Source organism: Acinetobacter nematophilus (assembly GCF_026344175.1).
Lineage (GTDB): Bacteria > Pseudomonadota > Gammaproteobacteria > Pseudomonadales > Moraxellaceae > Acinetobacter > Acinetobacter nematophilus.
The window spans coordinates 433,633-459,161 of record NZ_JAPKMY010000002.1 but is presented as its reverse complement, the minus strand read 5'-3'; the positions used below and the strand labels follow the sequence as shown (position 1 = coordinate 459,161).

At 33.2% G+C, this 25,529-nt stretch carries 18 protein-coding genes and 1 pseudogene; 8 read left to right on the top strand and 11 right to left on the bottom strand.

Annotated features, from left to right (window positions below; translation table 11 throughout):
• Window positions 1–15: 15 nt before the first annotated feature.
• Window positions 16–1,497: a phospholipase D family protein gene (locus OSH00_RS05870; protein WP_266129650.1), complete on the bottom strand. Its 1,482-nt coding sequence runs from the start codon at window positions 1,495–1,497 to the stop codon at window positions 16–18.
• Between the two features lie 189 nt (window positions 1,498–1,686).
• Between OSH00_RS05870 and OSH00_RS05865 the strand changes: the two genes are divergently transcribed.
• The 3 genes from OSH00_RS05865 to OSH00_RS05855 all read left to right on the top strand — a co-directional run bounded on the left by OSH00_RS05865 (window position 1,687) and on the right by OSH00_RS05855 (window position 5,044).
• Window positions 1,687–2,796 (top strand): S-(hydroxymethyl)glutathione dehydrogenase/class III alcohol dehydrogenase, encoded by a 1,110-nt coding sequence (locus OSH00_RS05865; protein WP_266129649.1) that lies wholly within the window; start codon window positions 1,687–1,689, stop codon window positions 2,794–2,796.
• 160 nt (window positions 2,797–2,956) lie between these two features.
• Window positions 2,957–3,265: an I78 family peptidase inhibitor gene (locus tag OSH00_RS05860; protein WP_266129648.1), complete on the top strand. Its 309-nt coding sequence runs from the start codon at window positions 2,957–2,959 to the stop codon at window positions 3,263–3,265.
• 519 nt (window positions 3,266–3,784) lie between these two features.
• A complete protein-coding gene (locus tag OSH00_RS05855; protein WP_266129647.1) occupies window positions 3,785–5,044 on the top strand; it encodes a hypothetical protein in 1,260 nt (419 codons plus the stop codon).
• Window positions 5,045–5,165: 121 nt separating this feature from the next.
• On the opposite strand, the gene OSH00_RS05850 is transcribed toward OSH00_RS05855, so the two are convergent.
• A complete protein-coding gene (locus OSH00_RS05850) occupies window positions 5,166–6,737 on the bottom strand; it encodes an ATP-binding cassette domain-containing protein (RefSeq protein ID WP_266129646.1) in 1,572 nt (523 codons plus the stop codon).
• A 344-nt stretch (window positions 6,738–7,081) separates the two neighbouring features.
• Window positions 7,082–8,287, bottom strand: a complete 1,206-nt coding sequence (locus OSH00_RS05845; RefSeq protein ID WP_266129645.1) for an amino acid aminotransferase — start codon at window positions 8,285–8,287, stop codon at window positions 7,082–7,084.
• A gap of 339 nt (window positions 8,288–8,626) precedes the next feature.
• On the opposite strand from OSH00_RS05845, the gene OSH00_RS05840 reads away from it, so the two are divergent.
• Together OSH00_RS05840 and OSH00_RS05835 are read left to right on the top strand one after the other, a co-directional pair.
• On the top strand, window positions 8,627–9,397 hold the full coding sequence (locus tag OSH00_RS05840; protein WP_266129644.1) for an alpha/beta fold hydrolase: 771 nt from the start codon (window positions 8,627–8,629) through the stop codon (window positions 9,395–9,397).
• Between the two features lie 146 nt (window positions 9,398–9,543).
• Window positions 9,544–10,439: pseudogene (locus OSH00_RS05835) on the top strand (DMT family transporter).
• 206 nt (window positions 10,440–10,645) lie between these two features.
• Here OSH00_RS05835 and OSH00_RS05830 read toward each other — a convergent pair.
• Together OSH00_RS05830 and OSH00_RS05825 are read right to left on the bottom strand one after the other, a co-directional pair.
• A complete protein-coding gene (locus tag OSH00_RS05830; protein ID WP_196077538.1) occupies window positions 10,646–10,879 on the bottom strand; it encodes a DUF2171 domain-containing protein in 234 nt (77 codons plus the stop codon).
• Window positions 10,880–11,434: 555 nt separating this feature from the next.
• Entirely contained in the window at window positions 11,435–13,051 is a 1,617-nt protein-coding gene (locus tag OSH00_RS05825; RefSeq protein WP_266129643.1) for a hypothetical protein, read from the bottom strand.
• 381 nt (window positions 13,052–13,432) lie between these two features.
• On the opposite strand from OSH00_RS05825, the gene OSH00_RS05820 reads away from it, so the two are divergent.
• Window positions 13,433–14,596 carry an MFS transporter gene (locus OSH00_RS05820; protein ID WP_266129642.1) on the top strand — a complete coding sequence of 388 codons (1,164 nt, stop codon included), beginning with the start codon at window positions 13,433–13,435 and terminating at the stop codon, window positions 14,594–14,596.
• Between the two features lie 46 nt (window positions 14,597–14,642).
• On the opposite strand, the gene OSH00_RS05815 is transcribed toward OSH00_RS05820, so the two are convergent.
• The gene (locus OSH00_RS05815; protein WP_266129641.1) at window positions 14,643–15,338 is read right to left on the bottom strand and encodes an LrgB family protein; all 696 of its coding nucleotides are present in this window, start codon (window positions 15,336–15,338) and stop codon (window positions 14,643–14,645) included.
• A complete protein-coding gene (locus tag OSH00_RS05810) occupies window positions 15,338–15,778 on the bottom strand; it encodes a CidA/LrgA family protein (RefSeq protein ID WP_266129640.1) in 441 nt (146 codons plus the stop codon). The genes OSH00_RS05815 and OSH00_RS05810 overlap by 1 nt, the downstream gene beginning before the upstream one ends.
• Window positions 15,779–15,877: 99 nt before the next feature.
• On the opposite strand from OSH00_RS05810, the gene OSH00_RS05805 reads away from it, so the two are divergent.
• Entirely contained in the window at window positions 15,878–16,777 is a 900-nt protein-coding gene (locus OSH00_RS05805; RefSeq protein WP_266129639.1) for a LysR family transcriptional regulator, read from the top strand.
• A gap of 458 nt (window positions 16,778–17,235) precedes the next feature.
• Here OSH00_RS05805 and OSH00_RS05800 read toward each other — a convergent pair whose 3' ends face one another.
• The 3 genes from OSH00_RS05800 to OSH00_RS05790 all read right to left on the bottom strand — a co-directional run bounded on the left by OSH00_RS05800 (window position 17,236) and on the right by OSH00_RS05790 (window position 23,239).
• On the bottom strand, window positions 17,236–17,502 hold the full coding sequence (locus tag OSH00_RS05800; RefSeq protein WP_266129638.1) for a hypothetical protein: 267 nt from the start codon (window positions 17,500–17,502) through the stop codon (window positions 17,236–17,238).
• A gap of 220 nt (window positions 17,503–17,722) precedes the next feature.
• Entirely contained in the window at window positions 17,723–22,066 is a 4,344-nt protein-coding gene (locus OSH00_RS05795; protein WP_266129637.1) for a serine protease, read from the bottom strand.
• A 3-nt stretch (window positions 22,067–22,069) separates the two neighbouring features.
• On the bottom strand, window positions 22,070–23,239 hold the full coding sequence (locus tag OSH00_RS05790) for an MBL fold metallo-hydrolase (protein WP_266129636.1): 1,170 nt from the start codon (window positions 23,237–23,239) through the stop codon (window positions 22,070–22,072).
• 450 nt (window positions 23,240–23,689) lie between these two features.
• Here OSH00_RS05790 and OSH00_RS05785 point away from each other — a divergent pair, with 450 nt between their 5' ends.
• A complete protein-coding gene (locus OSH00_RS05785) occupies window positions 23,690–23,926 on the top strand; it encodes a VF530 family protein (RefSeq protein ID WP_266129635.1) in 237 nt (78 codons plus the stop codon).
• Between the two features lie 418 nt (window positions 23,927–24,344).
• Here OSH00_RS05785 and gcvA read toward each other — a convergent pair whose 3' ends face one another.
• The gene (gene gcvA, locus OSH00_RS05780; RefSeq protein ID WP_266129634.1) at window positions 24,345–25,253 is read right to left on the bottom strand and encodes a transcriptional regulator GcvA; all 909 of its coding nucleotides are present in this window, start codon (window positions 25,251–25,253) and stop codon (window positions 24,345–24,347) included.
• Between the last annotated feature and the right edge of the window lie 276 nt (window positions 25,254–25,529).

Sequence of the window (25,529 nt, the reverse complement as noted above, 5' to 3'; positions counted from 1 at the left end):
GTCATTACAATAAACTTACATCATCCATTCAAGTGGCAGGTAGGAGACACTATACATCATAAATCTTTGGAATCTGGTGGTTTCCGGATCAACATGATGCTCTAAAATTTTTCCATCAGCTTGGTGATCTAGCCATATGAGTTCGCCTTGAGAATCGAGTCGAAGTTCATAGGCTACAGTTAATAAAGTCTTATCTAGTAGGTGTGAAATTTGCTCTTGTAAGGGATCGGATTGAACCACAAGTCCCACTTCAGTATTGATATTGAATGATCGAGGATCTAAGTTAAAGGAACCAATGAAGACTTTATCATCGATGTTGATAAATTTCGCATGTAAACTGGATTTATTCTTGCCTTTTTTTGGGATGATATTTCCAGTCACCACTTCATACCATGTACGTCGCTTTCGTTCTATATAGGGCTTAAACTCATAGAGTTTTGCACCGTTTTTTAATAGATCAACACGATATTTTTGATAAAAAGCATGTACTAAAGCAACATCATTTGCGACAAAGGAGTTCGTCAAGATCCGAACATTGACATTTTTCTTTGGAAATTGATTGATGAAATTAGTCCCATTTTGAGTCGGTACAAAATAGGCAGCAATTAGATCCATTTCTTGCTTTGGATCACCCAAATGTTGATGGATTTGATGAGAAATCAACTCATTGCCTTGTGCTTGTCCCAGGCTTTTCTTGGGTGAATCTGCTAAAAAATCAGCATAAGCCCAATTGATTTTGTTTTGATTCAACTCATTGGCAAGTTCTTTCTGCTCCAAATTTACCTTTTCATCTGTTGAGTGTTCAGCTTGTTCAAGTTTTTCAAAACTTTTTCTTAAATCAATTAAATCCTGTGCAGTGCCTTTTGAAATAAATTGCTCGATTGGATAACTCAGCTCAAAATTCCAAAATTCAGTAAAGACTTCGTTGGCGCGATTTACTGAGCGACCAAAAAACAAAACATCCATATCTGTGAATTGAAAAGATTCACTGGCATCAAAATATTCACTGCTGATATTTCGTCCGCCGGTCACGGCGATTGCGCCATCAGCAATAATTAATTTATTGTGCATACGATGATTGATACGTTGTGCTCTAAAAAGGTAGTCCATTACACGGAAGTGTCTGAACTTATAAGGGTTGTAGAGTTTGATCGAAATATTGGGATGAGTCTGTAGTGCGCTTAATTGTCGATCTATTTTGGTTCCATTTTGATCATCAATCAATAAACGGACCTTTACACCACGATCAGCTGCCTTGAGTAATTCATGTAGCATGAGATTGCCAATAAAGTCATCAGCCCAAATATAATATTGTAAATCAAGGGTGTACTTTGCTTTTCTAATTAGGTGTATGCGTGAGGCGATGCTTTGAAAAGCATCATTCATTGCGAGATAGGCGGTTAAACCTTGACTCAGCATATTTTTTGCTTGAGGTTCTTTAATCCAATGGTCTAAATATACTTGAGAATGTTGGAGGTCTTTTTGTGATTGATTCATAGGCAAACTACATCCAGTAATTAAAAGAGCCAATACAACAGTAGATATAGATGTTCTTAAATGATTCATTTTTAAAATATCATTTGTATTTTACTAAATCATATCATCAAGTTAATGGTTGAATCTGTAAAGTGAAAAAGGTTACTGTAGTCTAACTGTTAAGATGCAAACCCAAAAGGAAATTTATCGATGAAATCACGTGCCGCAGTTGCATTTGCTCCAGGACAGCCTTTAAAGATTGTAGAAATTGATGTCGCCCCACCACAAAAAGGTGAAGTATTAGTTAAGATTACACATACAGGTGTTTGTCATACAGATGCTTTTACATTATCTGGTGATGATCCTGAAGGTGTTTTTCCAGCAGTTTTAGGGCATGAAGGTGCTGGCATTGTGGTCGAAGTCGGTGAAGGGGTGACCTCAGTTCAACCGGGAGATCATGTAATTCCTTTATATACTGCCGAGTGTGGTGAATGTTTATTCTGTAAATCAGGAAAAACCAACTTGTGTACAGCAGTTCGTGCGACACAGGGTAAGGGTGTTATGCCGGATGGAACGACTCGTTTTTCATATAATGGAGAGCCGATTTATCACTATATGGGATGCTCAACCTTTAGCGAATATACGGTAGTTGCAGAAGTGTCTTTGGCGAAGATCAATCCAGAGGCAAATCCTGAACATGTATGCTTATTAGGCTGTGGCGTAACCACAGGTATAGGTGCTGTACATAACACGGCAAAAGTACAGGAAGGTGACTCTGTTGCCGTGTTTGGCTTAGGCGGAATTGGTCTTGCTGTTGTACAAGGTGCACGCCAAGCTAAAGCTGGCCGTATTATCGTGATTGATACCAATCCTGAGAAATTCAAACTTGCAGAAGAATTTGGTGCAACAGATTTTGTTAATCCCAAAGACTATGACAAGCCAGTTCAAGAAGTGATTGTTGAAATGACTGGATGGGGAGTAGATCACTCGTTTGAATGTATTGGAAATGTCAATGTAATGCGTTCAGCACTCGAGTGTGCACACCGAGGTTGGGGACAGTCTGTGATTATTGGTGTTGCAGGTGCAGGTCAAGAAATTTCTACCCGTCCTTTCCAACTTGTGACTGGACGTACTTGGAAAGGTACGGCATTCGGTGGTGTTAAAGGGCGTTCGCAATTACCTGGCATGGTTGAGGATGCAATGAAAGGTGATATTCAACTTGCACCATTTGTTACACATACCATGGGTTTGGATCATATTAATGAAGCATTTGATTTAATGCATGATGGAAAATCAATTCGTACAGTAATTAACTTCTAAGCACAAAACTATAACTTTGAATAAAAAAACCAGTAATATGTAATATATTACTGGTTTTTATTTGCATGATAAATGTATGAGTTTTATATAAAAATATTTTAAACTTATCTTTTTTTGTTATGTTATGCCTTTAATTCAAACAATCCAGAGTGATCACTTTATGAAAAATATCGCTATTATAGGTTTGGGTATTGCAAGTTTAGCAATTTCTGCATGCTCTTCTGTTCAGACCAATGCTGCGCAAGAGCAATCAGCACAAAATATGCAAACCACCTGTATTGCTGAACGTGCGACACAATTGATTGGTCAAAATGATATGTCTGAAGCCAAAATTAAACAGCTTACACAAGCCACAATAGTTCGTAAGGTTGCTCCAAATCAAGGTGTAACCATGGATTATCGCGTAGAACGTGTGACAGTTACTGTCGATCCAGTGACTAAAAAAATTACTCAAGCAAGTTGTGGTTAATTTTAAACATTTAAATCACTAAGTTCTGATAAAGATTGAATAAATGTTGATTTATTCAATCTTTATTTAGGTGTAAAATAATAAATCTGTTTCATCAATAAAAAATGATCTTTGGGTTAATTTTATCTATAACTGATTATTCTCTTTTTCATATTTAATTGTATGCAAATGATTATTTTAAAAGATTTTATAAACACTAGATGGATATTTAAAATATAAAAGTTGCGAAACAACAGATTATTAATCAGATATCTTTAGACTTTCACAATACGGTTGCTGATGAAAGATAATTCAGTATTGAAAATATAAAAATGCAATCAAGAGATTGAAAATATTCATATTTTTAAGAGGTGGACAGCGAAAATAAAAGAAAATTATTAAATCTATTTAATGACTTTTCATTGTTTTATCAACTTTTGGTTGAAAAGATAAAGATCCGAATTTCTATGAGAATTTATACTGAATGGATATACTAATAAACGCACAATAATGTTAATCCTTTTTTAGATGAATTTTTTAATGAAAGAAAATGCGGAAAATTTAATTGCAGACTTTAAAGAATATGCTTGGAAACTTCCCAACCTTTATGAGAGGCTTTTTGAGTTTATTGATAATGAGGAAGCCGCTTTTATTTTTTGTAGATTATTTCTAATGAATTTCGAAAAAGGGGCAACAATATTTAATGATTCACTCAGCTATGTTGATAAAGCATCTTTTTCTAAGCTTATTGTTAAATCTCTTGACATATTAAAACAACAGCGAAATGAAAATGCAGAAGCAGTAATTGAATATGCCAGTTTACAATTTCCGGAATTACTCCACCCATATTTAGAAACTATTTTTGAATTAAAGCCAAATCAATCTGCATTTTATGCTGAATATCCTTGGAGAAATTTACCAGTAGCACATATACAGCCATTTATTGCGAAAATCAAAGATCCTATGACGCCAAGATCTGATCAGCAAAAACTCTATCGTTGTTTGATTGAAACAAGGGATTTACAAACACTTAACTTTGCTTATCAGTTTGCACGAGAAAATAATATATTTGAAAGCGAAGATTCAGAAGCGTATCTACTTGAAGGTCTAGAATCTGTGGGGTTTACAGTCAGCAATGGACAGATAGAAAATTATTGTCCAAATCCTTTTTATCATTTTAAATTTCCAGAAAATTATTTTCATCACGAACATTTAATTTATCTCAATAAAACACAACATCCGACTTGGCGTTTGAAGCCAATTGATAAAGCCTATGCATTTGGTGGGTTGATCCAAGATGATGAACACAATCCATTTATTCACCTCATCACATTTGATGAAATACCCAATGATTTAAGTATTAAAAGTTTAAAAAGCTTAACGCTTGGGATGCATATTCGAGAACTAAATGAATATAGTGAAATTTTCTATCAACATAATCAGCTGGGTAAACCGACTAAAATGGACAATACAACTGTCGTTGAAAACTATCCAGATTTAGCCATTAAAAACACTCAGATTTGTTTATCAGAAACACCATCCCGTTGGGCATATCAAAGCTGGGGAAGCTCAAATGGTCGAGAAAATCTTTTTAGATTAGGCGGTGAACCTACATGGATACAGGGTGCACAAGTTTTAATTTGTCCAATTTGCAATAAAAAAATGAATTTTCTGATGCAACTTGATAGTGACCTTCCAGCTATGGGGAATGGGGAAGTTTATTTTGGAAGTGGTGGAATTTGTTACGTCTTTTGGTGTGATCAATCACAGGTAAGTGGTTATCTGGTGCAATGTACCTGAAACTCGAATTCAAACCTCAAATATTTAAAATATCTTGAATCTATTCCACCATATGGCAAAAGCCATTGGCGGAGAATTTGTCAACGTTTTTATCTGCCAATCAATGATTCAAAACCAACACTCATGAATCAAGTAAATAGGATGTTTCTATTCCACATTGTTCAATAAAGCATTCATCATGTGAAACCAAAATGACTGCACCCTGAAACTGCGCAATCGCTTGTGCAAGAAGTGCTCTAGATTCGATATCCAAATGATTTTCAGGTTCATCCAATAAAAGTAAATCAATACTTCTAGCTGTATGGCTGATCGCTAATAATGCGACTTTAAGCTTTTCACCACCACTTAATTGCGCCAATTTTAACAGTGCTTTTTCACGGCGAATACGCAATTGACCCAAGAGTTTTCGCCATTCAACTTCTGAAATATCAGGATTAAACATGCCTAGGTTTTCTATTACACTGAGATCATCCTTTAACACACTAAAGTTCTGATCGAGATATAGACAGTCACCATTCAGGAAGATGTCATGATTTTGATGATGTTCAATCATTTTTAACAAGGTTGATTTGCCTATTCCATTTGCACCTTTAAGCTGAAGCTTTTCACCCGCTCGCAGCGACAGTTTGATTTTTTGTGTCGATGCATAGGGCAATATTAAATGATTGATTCGCAAAATCTCACCATGTCGATTGCTGGTCAATTGAAAGTCAAACTTTTGTGGTTTAATTTTTTCTAAAGTGATTTGCTTGTCCTGTAAATCACGTTGCGATTGATCTATTTGACGAAGTTGTTGAGTCCGTAATTTTCCAAAACTTTGTCCTGCTTGCTCCTTTTTAAAATCGAGTAAAATCTTAGCTTGAGAGTTTGAGTCACGCAGTTGTGTGCCTTTACGCTGACGCTTCTGAGCTTTCATTAAACTTGCATGTTGCTGTTGTTTTAACTGTTTCAATTCACGTTTTTCTTGTTGAATCGACTGGGTTAAGGCATTGACATGTTGCTGATGCAGTTCGAAGTAGTCGGTATAATTGCCACCAACATGTTGCAGTCCCAATTCTGTCAATGCATAAATATGCTGAACTTGATCAAGCAATTGTCGATCATGGCTAATCAAGCACACACCAGCAGGATGGCCCAAGATTGATTCGATTAACCAGTGTCTAGATTGCACGTCTAGATGATTACTCGGTTCATCTAACAACAAATAATGATCTGGTTTTAAGAATAAACGACATAAGGCGAGTTTGGTTTTTTGTCCTTCACTCAATTGCTGTATTGGATAATTTAAATCAATGGGTAATTGTGCATTTTGCAAAATTTGCTGCCATTTCTGTGGCAGATCCCAGGCATTTTCAACCAGATCATAATCTTCAAAACTGGCATTATTGTCTTCAATACGCTGAAAAGCGTCATATAACTCATCAACATCTAAGGCTTGCGCAATAGTTTCTGTATCCAGACGTTGCAATTGTGCTAAGTAGTCATGTTGTATATGCCACGAAATTTGACCGCTATACGCTATATTTGAAAGATGCTGTAAATGTAAAATCTGAAAAAGTAATGATTTACCTAAACCATTTCGACCAATTAAAGCTGAAGTTTGACCTGAATAAAGCACAAAATTAAATTGATCAAACATTGTTTGAGCAGGGAAAGTCAAACTCAGATTGGAAATAATACATGCCTGTTGCATGGTATGAACCCTCATATTGAGGATGCACAAAATAGTATGAAATAAAGCTATAAATAACGGAGTTATTCTATTTATCGTAAATGTGGTTTGAGAACCAAAAGATAAGTTTTGCCTTGAGTAAAATCTATTTTGCACATCAAAAATTGAAAATAATAATGATGAGAAAATGACTTACTTCATTGGCGTTACTCTTTCAAAGCAGGATTTAGAAAAACTATTTTATAAAATTAAAGCAAGATGTCAACCTGCCAATGCAAAATGACTACATTTGAAGATTGGAAATAAATCCCCAGCTTTTTTTAAACCAGAGATTTATTTCTAGACTCAGTGCATTGACCCTTGAATCAAGACGTTGCTTTAATCACTTCTGCAACAGAACTTGCAACATAATCAATGTTTTTTAAGTTTAAACCTGCAGCACACATACGACCGCTTCGAACCAAGTAAATCGCATATTGATCTTTCAGGATATCCACTTGTTCAGCAGTTAAACCCGTGTAGCTGAACATACCTTGTTGAGCTGTGAGATAATCAAAATTGCGATCAGGTAGTGCAGCAGATAATTTTGCTTTTAATCGTTCGCGCATTTGAATAATACGTTCACGCATTTCTTTAAGTTCAGCATGCCATTGTTGAGTCAGTGTTGGGTTATTCAATACATTATCGACAACCAATGCGCCAGTAGTTGGTGGGCTTGAGTAAATACGGCGAACAGTGGCTTTAAGCTGACCTAAAACTTTCTGTGCTGTATCTCTATCGTCACAAATAAATGTCAACCCGCCAACACGTTCACCGTAGAGCGAGAAAATTTTAGAGAATGAATTGCTGACAATGAAATTTAATCCAGATTTATCCAAAGCGCGAATTGCATAAGCGTCTTCTTCTAAACCTTGACCAAAACCTTGATAGGCAATATCAAGGAATGGAATTAAATCACGTGCTTTCAACACTTCAATAACACGATCCCATTCAGCAGGAGTTAAATCTGCGCCTGTTGGGTTATGGCAACACGGATGCAGAAGAACTATACCTTTTGCCGGAATTTTTTGTAAATCTTCCAGCATGCCTTCGATGTCAACACCATTGCTTGCTGCATCAAAATAACGATAGAAATGCGAGTTGATTCCTGCGCCATTGAAAATTGCAATATGATTTTCCCAAGTCGGTTGGCTGACCCAAACATCAGATTCAGGGAAATATTTTTTTAGAAAATCCGCACCCACTTTGAGCGCGCCAGAACCACCCAATGTTTGAATAGTGACTGCACGACCATCTTTACGTACTTGGCTGTCTTCGCCCAAGACTAATTTTTGGGTTGCTTCATTATAAGACTTCGAACCATCCATCGGTAAATAAAGCTTTACCTGATTATTGTTTGGTTCAATATTCTTTAATGCCGCTTTTACAGCGTCCAACTGAGGAACGATAGTGTCCTCATTATAATAAAGACCAATACTTAAATTTACTTTGTGTGTCCGTTCATCCTTACCAAAGGCTTCCATTAAAGAAAGAATTGGATCACCTGCATAAGGATCTACATGTTGGAACATGGTTTTAAGTCCTAAATCAAACGAAGATATTCGTGTCTGATCATATAGGTAATTCCAAGTCGGACTCAACAGCAGAATGAAGTTTATTTTTTATTATTTATTCAACTTTAGATGCAGATGAGTTTTGTTTGTTTATATTTAGCACTGAATTTGCCGTCAAGACACAAGCTAGGTCAAAAATAAGTAATTTATGGTGGTAAATGCCAGGCACAAAATATTTTAAAATATGATCTGCTTTTTTAAGTCATATTGTTCTCAGTTGAACATAAAACAATTGTTCTGGATTTATGTTCTTGTCATCATAGTGCAAGGTAAGATTTTAAATTTCCGGATGGTTCAATGTTACTCAATTATCAATACGATCAAGTTCAATCTACAACTGAAAATCAACAAACACTCGTTTTGATTCACGGTTTGTTTGGGAGTTTAAGTAATTTGGGTATTATTGCCCGTGCCTTTCAAGAAAAATTCAATATATTGCAACTCGATGTGCGTAACCATGGGCATTCCGAACACTCAGCAGAAATGAACTATACATTCATGGCATCTGATGTCTTGGAAACACTCGATCACCTCAATATTGATACTTTTGTAACTGTTGGGCACTCAATGGGGGGCAAAATTGCAATGAAACTTGCGGAACTTGCACAGGACCGTATGTTGAAAATGGTCGTTTTAGATATGACACCTTTTGCATATCAAGAAAATCACCATGATCAAATTTTTAAAGCATTATTTGCCGTTGAAAATGCGCAATTGGAGTCAAGAAAAGAAGCCACTGAGCTTATGCGCGAATATTTAGAAGAAGAAATGGTTATTCAATTTTTATTAAAATCTTTTAATAAAGGGAAGTGGCTGTTCAATGTGCAAGCATTATTTAATCATTATGCTGATATTTTAGATTGGCAAAATCAGCCCGTAAATACAGTTCCTGCGTTATTTATTAAAGGTGGAAATTCTCCCTATATTTCAAAGCCGGTGCATTTTAATGCAATCCAATCACAATTTAGTCACAGTCAGGTTGAAATCATACAAGAGGCTGGTCATTGGTTGCATGCAGAAAAACCTGCTGAAGTAAATCAATTGATTTCAGCCTTTATTGAGAAATGATCAGACAAAATTTCATCTTTTTTATTGCACTTTTTTATCTGCCCTCATGAATCATTGCGTTTAGCATTATGAGTAAATACTCATTATGCCATGATTTACTATTAGTTCTAATATTCAAAAATGCTTATTTGAATTGAACATTGCACATGAACTCAAAACAGCTCATCTGGTCAGATTTTGTAATTTATTTAAAACTGACCTGTGTAGCGGTATTATGGGAAGGAACCTTTATCGCAGGACGTTTGATTGTTTGTGACGTCCCGCTCAAATTGCCGTTTTGATGCGTTTTATCGTTGCCTCGGTTTTATTGGTCGCAATTTTGATAAAAGTCGAAGGATCATTTAAAAAGATCAATTTTAAGCAACATTTACTCACTGCAAGTATGGGGCTAACAGGCGTATGTACATATAACATTTTTTCTTTGGTGCTTTATCATACATGGAAGCAGGACGAACAGCTTTATTTGTCAGCCTTTCACCTATATTGACCATTATTGCAGCACGCGTTCTTTTCAAAGAAAAACTTTCTAAGCTTAACTGTTGTGGTGTTATTCTCGCATTTTTTGGAACTCTGCTGGTTGTAACCAAAGGTCATATTTTTCCCAGTTGAATGCTTATTTGGAACTGGTGAATTAATGATGAGTTGTGCTGTACTCAGTTGGGTTGCATACACACTACTGTGTAAAAAAACTACAGGTTTATCACCACTGATCATGACAACCTATTCAACACTTTGAGGACTAATTTTCTTGCTGATAGGTTTTATTGTTGAAATACAGGCATGGCAAATATTTACGTTTCATTCTCGCACTTATCTGAGTATTCTATATTTAGGTGCTTTAGGAACGGTATTGGCATTTGTTTGGTATGCACAAGGCATCTCAAAAATAGGCACATCGAGAACAATCATCTTTAACAATCTCGTTCTTTTATTTGCTGTTTTGCTGGCATTTCTGCTTCTAAATGAACCAATCACACTGTCAATGCTCATTGGAGGCATCTTGAGTTTTAGCGGTGTTTTACTGACCAATATAAAAAATTAAATTGAAAAGGGCGTACCTGTGGAGGATTATATTCACTATGACAGCCATGAAAGAATCAAGGTTAAATTAACAAGGACTAAGCCCTGTAGATTTCAGAACTCAGTCCTTAAAACTAGCTTAATCAAACTGTCCAACTTTATGTGGGAGATCATATAGTTAGATATTTTAATTCAATATCTGACTATATAGAACTTTATACCGTTCTCCTAAACCTCTACCCAAGTATCTTTTACTTCTTGAGAGTCTTTGGTCAGAATAATTTTTTGATCTTGGATTTGCCCCACCCATGAGGTTGGGATGAGATGATGATGTCCATCTCCATGTTTAGTCAGCTTAATTTGATCTGTACCTACGAGATGGTCTACTTCACCGACTTTAGTTCCGCATGCAGCGATAACATCAGCATGATTTTTAATACTCTCAACATTGATAGAAGTCATTTGATTCTTTCCTATTGAAATGTGATTTGAGTATTCACCATAGCTTAAAGATTTCTGTCAGTCTCGAAATGAAAAGGAAACACTACAAGACCATCTAAACACTTACCTAAGGTTTAAAAATAGATACATGGTAATGTCTTGAAATAAAAAACATCGCATTATTTATTTTGACTAGTTTATTGTTTTTATTGGTTATTTTTTATAGAAATTAACACTTTTGTCGAAGTTTTGACAAAACTAAACCTCATTTTAATTGAAGCACTAAAGTGGTCTTGTGTTGTGAAATTAAGACAATAAAGAGAGGTTTTACAGCTAAGAATGACAATGAATGTGAGGTGAAATTGGAGTTTAAGCTTTTAATTCATATATCATTTACTCAATTAAGCACCAGTACACATGTCGCCACATAAACTTTTACACGCCGCTTATTGAGGAGAAATGTGGCAAGATACTGGTAGATGTTCAATAAAATAAAAAATTGATCAAACTACCAGTCTCAAAAAATAATTTCTAATGAATATTCGATAGTCTATATTGAATAGTTAACTTTTAGCTTCAGTAAGGCGATTTTTTAAATAGTTTGGAGGGGGTAAACAGATGTGTTGTAATTTGATCTGCTTGAATTTTTCTAAAAATGGTTTGATAGGTATTAAATTTTGAAACCCGTTTATCTTCAGTATTAGAATAATCCATAATATTGTCCGTAAAACCTTTATGAAATTTCATTTCATGATCTTGAAAAGTATGTAATAAGCCTAATGTGTGGCTTAATTCATGCGCCATCACATCCATGTAGGGTGGAGCATCAGCATAGATAACGACAGATTTTCCCCATTCTATATTCTTTGTTCTGTACAGTGGCTCTATTTCAGGTTCCCGTTTATAAAGTCGAGTATCAGCCTCAAAACTCGCTGATCCTTCAATAACTGATCCGGGTTCAACCATTTTCATAACATCTTTCTTGAGGACAGGATCATAAACCTTTTCATAAATAGGCTCATATCTCATTGCGATCGGTGCAAAAAATACATATCTGTGGGACTCGTAGATTGAATTTATAGGCAATAATTTAAAGTTTTTTGTCTCATATAACTTCAATAATTCAGCTTTAAACTTTTCACTATTGTCCTCAACTAAATAAGTGACTTCTCCATCTTTTGTATTTTTTTTATGAAATTCATTTACTGGAACATATTGCTGCTTTTTATCTCCAATTTTAGTTTCATCTTCAATTTTGATTTTAGTTGACCACCATTTTTTTACAAATGCACGAACTTCGGAATCAGTTTTAGCTAGTCGATCTAAATCAAATACTTCTTTCTTAACCACATCAGCAATCATTAGACATTGGTTAAATATCCTATTTTTTAATTCCCACTCATAATTTTTCGGCTTTTCTAGAATTTTCCCATTTACTTTGACATCAACCATAATTAATTTAATCACAAAAATTTCTTTATTCTTGGCAACTAAAAGCATACCAACATCTTTTATTGTTCCAGACTTTTTTGCTTGTACCAAAATATATTCATTTTGTCTCAATGCACCTCCTGAACAAATAATATTAATGGCTTTTTTCTTTTTATAAGAAAAACGTTTTTGTGTTGCCAACTGTTCTGAAGTTCGACCTGAATTGATAAAATTAGCCAGTGGTTCTTCGACTATTTGAGATTGTTGATTTTTTTCAAAAGTTGAAATTTTTAGACATGGATTTGAAGATTTAAAAATTAAAATAGTGCCATCATCATTCAAAGCACTTTTATCATCATCTGGACTTTGATGAATCTCTATATCGAGATTGGCACCTTGACGATTGATTTGATCGCTGCCTAATGTTCCTGGGCAATTTGTTGCAAAAATGGATAGCCAAGCAGGTAAATAAAGTCCTTCATTAATAAATACACTTCTACCACCATCGAATTGTCTGTTAAGTATACGTCGCACAATATGATCATAATCTTTGATTACGGTATCTTTTTTATTTTCGTCAGCATCGATAATAGTTAATGGATATACATACTCATCACGAATCCAATCAAAACCAAATTCACCATTGTAGTCTACTGCAACAGGCTCACCAATCTTATAAGGACGTCTAAAGTGTACGAAGAAATTTCTTAAACATGTCTGGCAAACACTGCCTTTCTTTGGGCTAGATTCAATGCTCATCATTTTTATTGTGACTCCAATTATTCAATGCTTTTCATATATTCATATTAAACAAAACAGTAATGTAAAAAAATTTAAGTGACTCAGGTGTAAAAAATGTTTGTTATTTTGTTTTTTAGAAAAACGGTATGACCGCATTGATTCATATTTCATTCTGATATTCTCAATGGCATTCACTATTTTCCCTGGTTTTTATTCTATGATTGATATACCCATAGCTCGATTGATCTTTAAACTGGTTGATAAAAGATGAGAGAATGCTCATTGAACAGCTAATTTGGGATTGCAGGCTCCAGACAATAGGGATCTACAAAAACGGCATTAACTGAATTTTCCAAAACTAGATTGTGCTAAGATATTGAAAATACATAGTAATCTAAACTTATGCGCGCTTTTCCTATTCAATACAGACTGAGTGGATTTTACTTTTGGTATTATTCAATTGTCGGTACTTTTTTACCATATTGGAGTTTATATCTTCAAGATCAAGGGTTTAATTACAAAGAAATAGGCTTATTGTCTTCCATTGCGATATTAACACGAATATTTGCACCTTTTATCTGGGGATTCATTGCCGATAAGACAGGGAAGCGAATGCTTTTAGTTCGTATTGCAACCTGGATGGAAGCGACAATTTGGTTGCTGATTTTCATTATTCCCAACAATATGCAATCCATTGCATTGCTTATGCTGATTTTTAGTTTTTTTCAAAATGCAATTCTTGCACAATTCGAAGGAGTGACTTTATTTTGGCTTGGAAATAAACACACGGCAGAGTATGGGAAAATAAGAAAGTGGGGGTCTATTGGATTTATTGTAGGTGTATTCAGTATAGGGGCAATTCTTGACGTTATTGATGTTAAATATTTACCTATCATGCTGTTATGTATCGCTTTTAGTGCTTTTATTTGGTCATTTTCAATTAAAGAACCGAATTCTGCTCCAAGTGCACAAAAAATATTGGAACCTATATGGCCTATAATTAAAAGACCTGTTGTGCTCGCATTCTTTACAATTGAATTCATTATGCTTTTTGCGCAAGCACCATTCTACAGTTTTTACAGTAATTACTTAAAACTCGCAGGATTTACTACCACACAAATTGGCTTTTTGTGGGCTGTGGGTGTTATTGCTGAAATTATCATGTTTAATTACGCCAATTTTTTTCTCACTCGCTTTTCATGGCGAAGTTTAGTGGCTTTATGCTTGGTCATGACCAGTATTCGTTTTGTATTCACTGGTCTATTTTCCGAAAGTTTCTTACTTCAATTCATTTCACAAAGTTTTCATGCATTCAGCTTTGGGCTATTTCATATCATTGCAATGCGAGTCATTCTACAGAACTTTGCAGCACAGCAACAAGGCAGAGGGCAGGCTGTATATAGCACAATGTGGGGACTTGGCGTTGCCTCAGGAAGTATTCTCGCTGGACAGTATTGGGAACAATTGACAGGTGAATATATTTTTATCATTGCTGGGCTGTCAGCATTGCTCGGATTATTGTTGATTCAATTTTTACCCAAAACTTTGCAAGCATTATCTAAGTAAAATGGATCACTTTTATCCATGAGAGAAATCCGTTTCTCTTAAAATGCTAGCCAAGTAAATGTACGATTATGTGAGCCATAAAAGGCCCCACCAATACCATAAAAATACCAGCTAAAACCATGGTTAAACTTGCAATAACACCTTCATCTTTATGGCGCATATATGCTTTACTGGCGCCAAATCCATGCGCTGCATTTCCTAAAGAAGCGCCTTGTGCGAAACTTGATTTAAGTCTTAAACAACCTAAAACCACATCTCCAATGAGCATACCTGTCACCCCAGTGATCATGGTAAATAGAATCACCAGTTCAACTGAACCTCCAATATGAGTACTCAGCTCCATGGCAAAGGGTGTGGAAATCGAACGAGCCATCAAACTATATGTCGTGGTTTGATCGAAGTTAAATAACTTGGCTAGATAAAAAGCACTGATCATTCCTGCAAGCATACCGATGATTACACCCATAGAAATCGAGATGATATGCGCTTTGATGATTTTTCGATGTTCAAAAATGGGAATTGCAAAAGCCACTGTCGCAGGTCCAAGCATCCATATGATCCATTGACTGTCCAGCATATAGGCATCATAAGAAATATGGGTTGTCAGTAAAATTGCAATTAAAACAGTAGGAACCAGAATGGCAGGTGATAGAACAAGATAAGGAAACTTTTGATAAAGTCGTTTAACCAGTACATAGGCAAGCAATGTGATTATAAAACAAAATATTGAAATAATAGACATTATTTTTCTCCATGTACGACATGTGTTGTTTTAACAGCAGTGCGTTGGCTGAGTTTTTTCTCTAACTTAAAGCCAAGATGAACACTGTATGCAGTGAAGACCATCACACAAATTGTACCCAATACCACCACGACAATAAGTTGCCATCCTTCAGTCATAAATAAGTCTTTGTATCTCATTAAACCGATAAAACATGGGATAAAAAATAATACCAATTCACCGAGTATAAAATCTGAACCTGATTTGATCCAACTCAATTTAAACATGCCCGTCATCAGTCCAATCAAAACCATAAATAAACCAATTACAGCGGCAGAGATCGGTAGATTAAATTGTTTTTGAATGATGGAACCCATCCACCAAATCAAGATCAAAAGTCCAATCTGTAAGATGACTTTGTAAATTGATGCTAATGAACGGTGTTGCGTATACGTAGACATTTACAAGCTGATATTTTAAAAAGATGTGTTATTTTAGTTGCAAAGATTGCTGCATATTATGAATAATTAAACCAAAATTATGCTAAATTGGAATAATTTGTGGATATTAAAAACCTTAAAATTTTTGTGGAAATCGTCAATTGTGAAAGCTTTACGCTTGCAGCCGACCGATTGTTTATGACGCAACCGACCATTAGTAAATCAATCAAACATTTAGAAGAAGAACTTGGAACAGCATTGTTTAAAAAGGGTGAAGCTGGCAGAAAAAGGGAAGTAGTACTCACCTATATTGGAGAATTAGTCTACCAACATGCATTAAATATATTAAAAGAACAAAAACAGATATTTGATAATATTGATCAAGTTCAGGAGTTAAAAAAAGGTAAATTAACCATAGGTTTACCACCATTAGGTTCAGTATTGCTCAGTCCATTAATTGCTTTATTTCACCAAAATTATCCAGATATTCAACTAAAATTTCTTGAGGTTGGCGCCAATGGAATTGAAGAAGCAATTGCAGCGAAAAGTATTGATGTCGGCATTTTACTGGGAAATTTGAGACCAAGTTTTGCGGCAATTCCTGTTATAGATTCACCAATGTGTTTGTTGGCTAAGAAAAATTCTCATTGGAATCAAAGAAATACTGTTCATCTAAATGAACTTAAAGAAGAAAAATTTTTACTTTATGCTGATTCGTTTACCTTAAATAAAATGATTATTCAGGCTGCAAACTCTGTAGGTTTTGAACCCAAAGTGGTTTGTAAAAGCAGCCAATGGGACTTTATTACCAAAATGGTAGAATTCAATATGGGAATTGCAATTTTACCCAAAATCTATTGTGATCAGTTAGATTCGGAAAAGTTTTGTTCAGCAATCCTCAATGAACCTAAATTACAGTGGACACTGAGTATGGCTTGGAATATTACTGTAGCGATGAGTCCGGCAACGAAAGCATGGTTGAATATTGTTGAAATGAATCGGGATAAAATCCATTTTTAATGGGGCATCATTAGCATAGTAGATGATACGAGGCAGCAATTTTCCTTTGGTTGAAACAAATTTCTTAGGTGAGGTATGGAATTTACATTAAAAGAATTAAATCAAATTTATTTATTTTTGCTTAATCGTCCTGAAGATTCGGCTGTTAGGTTGATGAAAAAAATAGAGTCCAAGTATAAATTTTGTTGGATGTGTCATCAGTTGGTGTTACCTGAGAAATTTGAAGCTCATGAACACGACCACATAAAACACTTTAGTAGATAGATGTCCGGGAGAAAACTATATATATCAAATTTTTAATTCATGTAATTTCGCATAATGTATATTATGTTAAATCTGATACACCTAACAATAACTTCATCTTTCCCGTTCTCTGACCTCTATTCAATAACTTAAGTGATTTCTATTCTGTTTAAAAAATATGATATGTTGACCTTAATAATACTTCATAAATTTTACTATGTTTGCCCTAAAGACAATTCATTTAGTGAATAGCCACCGATTTTATAAGTTCCTCCTATAGCAATTTTTGGGGCTGTATCTGGGTTGCGTCCAGACAAATGTTTAATTAAGACGGGAGCGCTATCTGGAGCTTTACTCCAGATAGCATCGTGTTCTACATAAAGTACAGTGTTAGTGCGTGCATTCTTAATAAAGGTTTCACGAAGTATTCTAGCTGCTGCACTAGCTATATCACTTTCATCTTCTAAGCCATAAATTTTCATATCTAAGACCTTATTTTGATTAAATTTGGTTAGGCTAACTAATAAGCATAATAAATATTTTAGCTCAAGGTTAATTGATTTTAAAAGACAATTTCCTGACATCCAGTTTAAAATCGAACAATTACGACAAATAAAAAGCAAAGAAATTAATAGCTTAAATGTTAAGATAAAAGCTATTAATTCTTTAAAAGAATATATTTATATTTTATAAAAAATTTTCTTAATAACTGATAATTCTTCGTTTAGGTTCTCCTTTTACGTTCCCATTATCAAGTTCTAATACACTAGAAAATTCTAATCGTTTATTTGGTATTCCGCTACTTTCATAGTAAGAGCCTTCATACCATTTTGCACCAACAGCCGCCCAAAAAACTTTTAAATTATTTTCTTTCAGGAACTTAAGTAAATCTAATTTTCTAATTGCAAAGATATTTTTTATAGAATTTGAACTTATAATTGTAGGATCAAAAGCAATGATTTTATTTGTATCGTCAACCCAAACACCTAACTCCTCAGAATAGTTAATAGCCAGTTTTTTAACTAATAGGTTACATGGTGCTAAAAAGCTATATGCATCTTCCTCTTTAAGTGATTCCCTAAGATGTCTTTCTGCTGTTAGCATTACACTGGTATTATTTGGTAAAAATTTCTCTTCTCCATATTTATATATCTCTTTCCACTCATTCCCTCTTAATTGATCTTTGTAAGAATCATGCCAATAGTATTCTCTACAGAACAGATCACTATATTCATTAACTTCAGGCATCCAATTCCCCATAAAATGTTGATTTTTCAACCAGTTTTCGATTTCCTTGTAATTCTGTTCAACAATAAAGTAACTTCTGAGTTGAATCCACAAATTCTTCTTATTACCTTGGGGATGAACACCAAATTTTTCAGGCTCAATAAAGTTCCAATTTTGATTCAAAATTAACCACTGTTCACCTTCTATATCAAATTCTATACTTGAAGCTATATTTGGAAGATCTTCATTTATTGTCCAAGATGAAAGAGTACCTTCCCAATTATGAAAATCTAATTTTGGTAAAGAGTTTATGTATTTTTTATAATCACTATTAAGTTTATTTGATCTAAATGTAGGATCAATAGGTCTTAGGCATAAGTCATTAATATTTTCTAGCCAAATTAACTCTTCTTGACTGTTCCAATTCCAGTAGTTAGCTGGATATTTATAGTTATCAATTACAATAGCAAGAACTTCATATAAAGCTAACCATTGATATTTCTTTCCAATTCTTTCTTCTCTGTTTTCATGTCGAGAAATGAAACGAACATTGTGATCAAACTCCCCATGTTTCTCAAAAGTATAACCATATTTCTCAAAGATAAGTTGACAAGCAAAATTACTTAATAAATCAACATTTAAAATATTCCGCCATCTATTAAATTTTGCTTGAAAAATATATCTTCCAAAATCACCATAACCACAGACACCTCGGCCATATTCAGTTGCCATCGAGTGTAAAATTTTATTATTTAAGTATTGATATTTATTTAATTTAAGATCATCTTCATTAGGTTTATAGAGTTTATCTATTTCCTCAACTGTAGGAAGTTTTTCAGGTAGTTTGCTATTGTAAGGGACTGATATTCTTTTATTAATATCATTAATATCGCTTTGACTATATAGATTTTTATTTATGTATAAATTATACTTTATAACATTTTTAGCATAATCCCTTACAAATACATTTGGGTAGACTTCCTCGCCCTCCTCTAGCTTAAAAAATAATGTATCAATTTCATTTGCAAGCAGCTGTAAAAGTTCTAATTTATTAGAACTGAGTATAGAGCCGTAAATTGAAAGCAGTACTCGTTCAACCACATATGGATCATTTACATTAAAAAAATGTTTAATTAACTGTAATGAAACATCAAGTCTATCAACGAGTATAGAAGTAAGAGCTTTTGTTACTGAATTTCTAAAAGAAATATTTGTACTTGTAAACAGCCAAGAAATTCCAATAGAAACTTTTAACAATGAGGAACTATCAACAAAACTTTTATTATGTGTATCAAGACACCAATTAATTAATCTTTCAATAGCTGGACATTCATATAACTCTTTGGTTACAAAAACTGTCCAAAAGGAATCTCTATCTGCTAAAGAAGAACTGTTTAAATAACTATGAAGATAATCACCATTAAAAGGATGATCTTCTTCTGCTATAAGCTGATAAATAATGTTGATAAAATTATACCAATTTTCAACAGAAAAATAATTGTTTACTAAAAAACCTAAGACTTTTTCTTTATCAATAGTAGACGGATCTCTCCAAATTAAACTCTCAATAACAATCCCTTTAAAATCAGAAATATTATCATTATTTAATTCAAAAAAATCAAATAATTCAATCTGATATTTTTTAGGTACTACTACACTAAGAGCTTCCCATAATCCTTTGCTATAGTTTAAGTTAATAAAACTTTCATCAGCAGATTTCAACCAATCTAATAATTCAGAAAAAACTTTAAATTTATTAATTAAATAATTTGCAGATATATAATCCCCCATCCTTTCATATGTAAAATATATTATTTCATCTTCTTGATTGTAAATAATGTTTTTTGATAAAACACCCTCTTTAACCATTAAATCGAGGAATTTTTTTGCTTCTATTTCAGGAATATCCTGTATTAAATCCTCTGAAATTAATCTTTTAACTTCCAAGTATGGAAGTGAATTGGATTGCTTTTCTAACTGATATTTTGCAATTAAATTTAATGATCTATTGACAAGTTTTAATGAAGTCTCTTGATCAATTTGTTCTGAAATTATTAAATTTATTCCATTTATATAGCTATCAATTATATTGGATATTCCATTATATCCTTTAGGAATATAATTTAAATTTTTAGATTTAAGCCCTTCACAAAAAATTTTAAGATATAATGGATTGGAAAATTCAGGGTTTAATAAAGGAATTCTTGGTGTTTGAATATTAAAATATTCAAAAAAAACTTTACAAGCATCATATTCTAAACCATTGAATCCAAGATGCCTTATATTACACAGGCTTTCTTTGATATCCGTTGAAAGGTTCGAGGTAATTTGCTTATGATAAGAACTCCGTAAGGATAAAACCAATCCTATTCGTTTATAATTTTTAATTTTTTGAATAAATCCATTTAACTCTTTCTTCCATAATATTCTACCTTCACCTTCATTAATTGCATCTATTATAAAGATAAATCTTTCATTATTTAGTTGAGCATACGTTTCGAAAATTGATAAAAGTTCATCCTCAGAAGAATTTATTCTTAAATTTTTATGTAATATTTGATACCAAATATTAGAGGGTTCTATAAAATCTTGACCTAATAGTAATATATGACCTTTATTTTTAATTTTATTATTAATAAAATCACCTAAAAGATGGGATTTTCCTTGACCTGCATCACCAGTTAAAAAAAGAACTTTTCCATTAAAAAGATCTATGCTTAAAGACCTTATTTCTTTATTTAGGTGAACAAATGAGTTCTCTAGATTATTAAGATTTCTTAATAACTGATCATCTTTTTTACTATTTTCTTCAAAATTTTGCAACTGTTCAATTTTTTTTCTTAACTTACTGATTATTTCTATTATACAACCTGATAACTCAGAACTAGAAACATTTCTTAGTAAATCGTATTTTGTTAGTTCTAATTGGCTTCTAAAGTTTGGCAGAATATCAAGAATAATTTTATATAATTCTACTTCTTGATCCTTAATACTATAGTTTTGTTTATCTATATTAGATAATATTCTATGAAAAATATTAGTATATAGCTCTTTAAACTTCTCAGTTCTGGTTAAAGCCTCTAAATTGATACTTATTGGTAAATCAACATTTACTTTAGGTGTGTATCTATGTCCAAGATCTGATATAGATTTTTTTGTATGATCAATAAACCAATCTATAGTAAGAATTTTTCTTAAAGGATTATCTGAGTACTTTTGTAGCTTCGAAAATTTAATATTTTCTTCTATTAAAAGTTTCTCAATATGCTTAAAAGTTAATCCTGTTAATTCTTTTGATTGATTGTTCTCCAGTAGTTCTTGATTAATTAAACCAATAAAATCACCATCAATTAAGATTGGTGCACCAGAATAACCAGCGTATGTAGATAACTTTTTTTTATGTTCCAACTCAATATCTATTTTATTGTTTCTTAATGAAGTTAGATGTTGATTTACAATATTCCCATTATCTTCAAGTAAATTATCTCCCATAATACTCTTTGACTCAGGATAACCTCTAGAAGTCCATTTGGTACCAGCAGGTATATCTTCATATATAACAAAATTTAAAATATTATAAATTTCAATTTCATGATCTAAAATTAATAATGCAACATCAAGTTTTTTATAATTTTCATCTATTATGCTACTTAATTTTACTTTTATCCTTTCACCAGATATACTAGTTAAGAAGATATCATGATTCTCATAATTATTTACTACATGAAAAGCTGTTATAGCTTTATTCTTACTAATAAGAAATGCTGTTCCTATCTTTGTACCACATTCAACTTTAAAAACTACATTTTCTATTTTCATATATTACTCAAATACTATTTCATTAAGTGTTTCTAAATTAAAATCATAACCATTTATTTTAGCAACCTGCTTAAATTTTTCGACTTTGGGGTGAGGATAGTTCGTAATAATACAGGGATTTTTAAAATTATATGTAATTTTTGCTATAGCTGCTAAATCTGGGTGTTGATGGTGACTTCCATCCGTTAAAAATAAAAATTTCTGACATTTAACTATTTGTAATAATCTATTTGAAATATTTTTATTACTGCCATGATGTGAAACTTTTATTAGATCGAATGTTAAATTATATCCATTACTTCTTAGATCATATAATTTTTTATATATTATATCCTCGTGAGAATCTCCTAAAAATAGTATTCTTGAATCTTTATATTCTAAAATAAAAGCAATTGAAGAGCCATTGGTTGGTGATTTGTCTTTTTCTTCAATTTCAACTAACTTACTAAACTCAATATCTTCTACTTTTGAAATATTTTGATTTAAATATTCCACTGCACTTTCTTTCATGAATAATTCAAATGCATCATCAAATATTTCATCACTATTAATTATAAAACCATATTTCTCAGATTCGAGTTTATCTTTCCACTTTCGAGCTAATAGGTTTAATTTTTCTATATTAGGGGAAATTAATATTATTGAAGTTTCAGTATTAATCTTTATTCTATAATCATCTCCATTGTCGAATACTGCTCCATTTTGAAAGGAGGAATTCCAATTATATGACCCTTCATATAATAATTTTGCTAGCGTGGTTCCTTGCTCAACTGTTACATCATGTAAACCATCAATTTTTCTTCTATATTTATTTTGGTTGATTATTGAACTTAATATATGTACTTCATCTTGTTCTAAAGGTTTACAGGTCTTTTCAAATTGTAAGTGTCTAAAAGAATTAAACCATATTTCATCAATATCAATAATTTTATCTTTTTTATTGTTTTCTTCTAGAAAAGTAATAGCTCCTAAGATATGGTCTTGATCAACATGTGTAATTATCATCAAATTAATTTTTTTACTTTGTGCACTCAATGACTGTAAGTCTTTTTTCATGTAATTTTGATAAGTACCATCATATCCCATATCTATGATTAAGTTGATTTCATCATTTCCTAATCTTACTAATAAAGCATCACCTTCCTTTGCAGGATATATATTTATTTTTAACATTCAAATCTCTAAATTAAAATGAATTCTATTTTAAACTTATTTTATAAAAAATAAAGTAAATTCATTGTATTATATCATTCGAAAGCAAATAAACCTTAAAGTAGAATCAAGATAGGTTATGCTCGCTATTACAAGTTTATCTTTTTTACATTCTCTACAGAGTATTGCTACACATTCTTAAATTTTAGAGTGTCAAATTCTTATCGAAATTAGCACTTTTCATATATAGATAATTTTATTAGCCAAGAAAAGTTTTCTTTTGAACTACTCAATAGCCATCGATTTTGTAGACGCCAATTAGTTGGTGGCTATTCACCCTGCTATTCCAGCGCACATCAATAGGAACATAAGCTGTAATTTTCTATGTTAATTACGCTTAATTCTAAACCCTCTCATTTTCTAACTCACTCAGGGTATAATGATGGTCTACCCAAATATAGTTGATCTACTATGAATGCCTCCAATGACCCTCTACACGGCAAAAAACTTGCTGATATTTTGGATGAGTTATTGGATTATTACGGTGGCTTTGAAGGCTTAAGTCGTAAAATTGAAATTAGATGTTTTTGTATAGATCCAAGTGTTAAATCATCATTGCGATTCTTACGTACCACACCATGGGCACGTGAAAAATTAGAAAACTTATATTTGTCTGTTTTACGCCAAAAAGCCAAACAGAAATTGTAGCTATCAAAACCCTAGCCTAAGCATTTAAATAGTGGTGGACTGTTGCTACACTTTTAGACAAATTTAGTCTGTTCTCAAGGCCTATTTAGTAGGGAAATATGTATTCATAGCTAGATATTTAATCAAGACTAAACATGCATTTTTTTAGAATTTCATTTGCATCTGTGAGTTGTTTGATTTCTTTTTCTAAGTCTAAGATTCACTGTTGCTCAGGAGTAAGCTAGCGTTTGCTTGGAACCTTCAGGATTGGCCATGCAAATCCATTTATCAAGTTTGGCTTGATCAGATTGACTCTAGTCAAATTACTACCAGAAAAATATGGATTATGGATTTTGAATCCAATTTTCACACCACTTCCCTCATGGACAAAAGTTACTATGACTTCAAAATCCTGATTCTTTAAATATACTTAATCGTTTTAGGCTTGCTCAACCAACCATTGTCGAAAAACCTGAAGTTTTGGCATATTACAACACTCTTCACGATATACAATGTAATACGCCAATACGGATGAACATTGCATTGTTGGATATAGTCGGATTAATCGTCCTGTTTTTAAGTCATCTGCTGCCATTACACTTCTTGCCAATGCAACTCCTTGCCCCTCTATTGCAGGTTGTAAAACCGCAGCCGAATTATTGATTTTTAAACCTCTTTGGGTTGGTTCATTGCTAATGTGGTTATACTGCAACCATGTATCCCAAGTGGTAAAGCCTGAATGGGCATCCATAGTTAAATCATGGATTAACGGTAAGTTTAATAAACTCTTAGGGTCTTGTAACTGTTTGTGATACTTCTGATAAAATGCTGATGAACAGACTGGAAAAACTTCCTCATTCATTAACTTCTCTGCAATCAATCCTGACCAGTTGCCTTGTCCATATCGCACCGCAATATCAATACCATGACGACCAAAATCAACAGGTTTCAAATTGGTATCGAGTCGAATATCTATCTCAGGATAGGCTTGCTGAAAACTATCAATTCTTGGTAGTAACCATTTCGCTGCAAAGGCTGGACTGATCGCAACAGTTAATACTCCTGTCGAGGTTTGAGTTTGTAATTTCTCCAATCCAAGTATGAGCCTGTCGAATCCTGCACGAATATCGGGTAATGCTGATAATGCCGTTTCAGTAGCTATTAATCTGGCTTTACCACCGGTACTTCGTTGAAATAAAGTCATACCCAGATAATCTTCAAGACTTTTAACCAATTGCCCCACTGCAGCAGGAGTAACATTGAGTTCATCGGCAGCAGCCGAAAAACTTTGATGTCTAGCACTAGCCTCAAAGGCTCTTAATGCGTTGAGATATACAGGCGTTTTCATTCTAAAGATTTTCTATCAATTATTACAAGATTAACTCGTTTGTTTATATAGGACATGAATCATAAAATCAATTCATGCAAGGCACATACGTTATAGATATGACAAAGCTAAATTCACTTTGATAAAGGATTGTATGGTGAGAAATAGATTTTCTTTGAAAGTTGCAATTATCACAGATAGTAATTCAGGTATTGGAAGTGAGGTTCGACTGGTTTAACTACCGTGACTTTTTACTTAAGCATGTGCCTGATTATGCACAATTAGCACTAGACACCA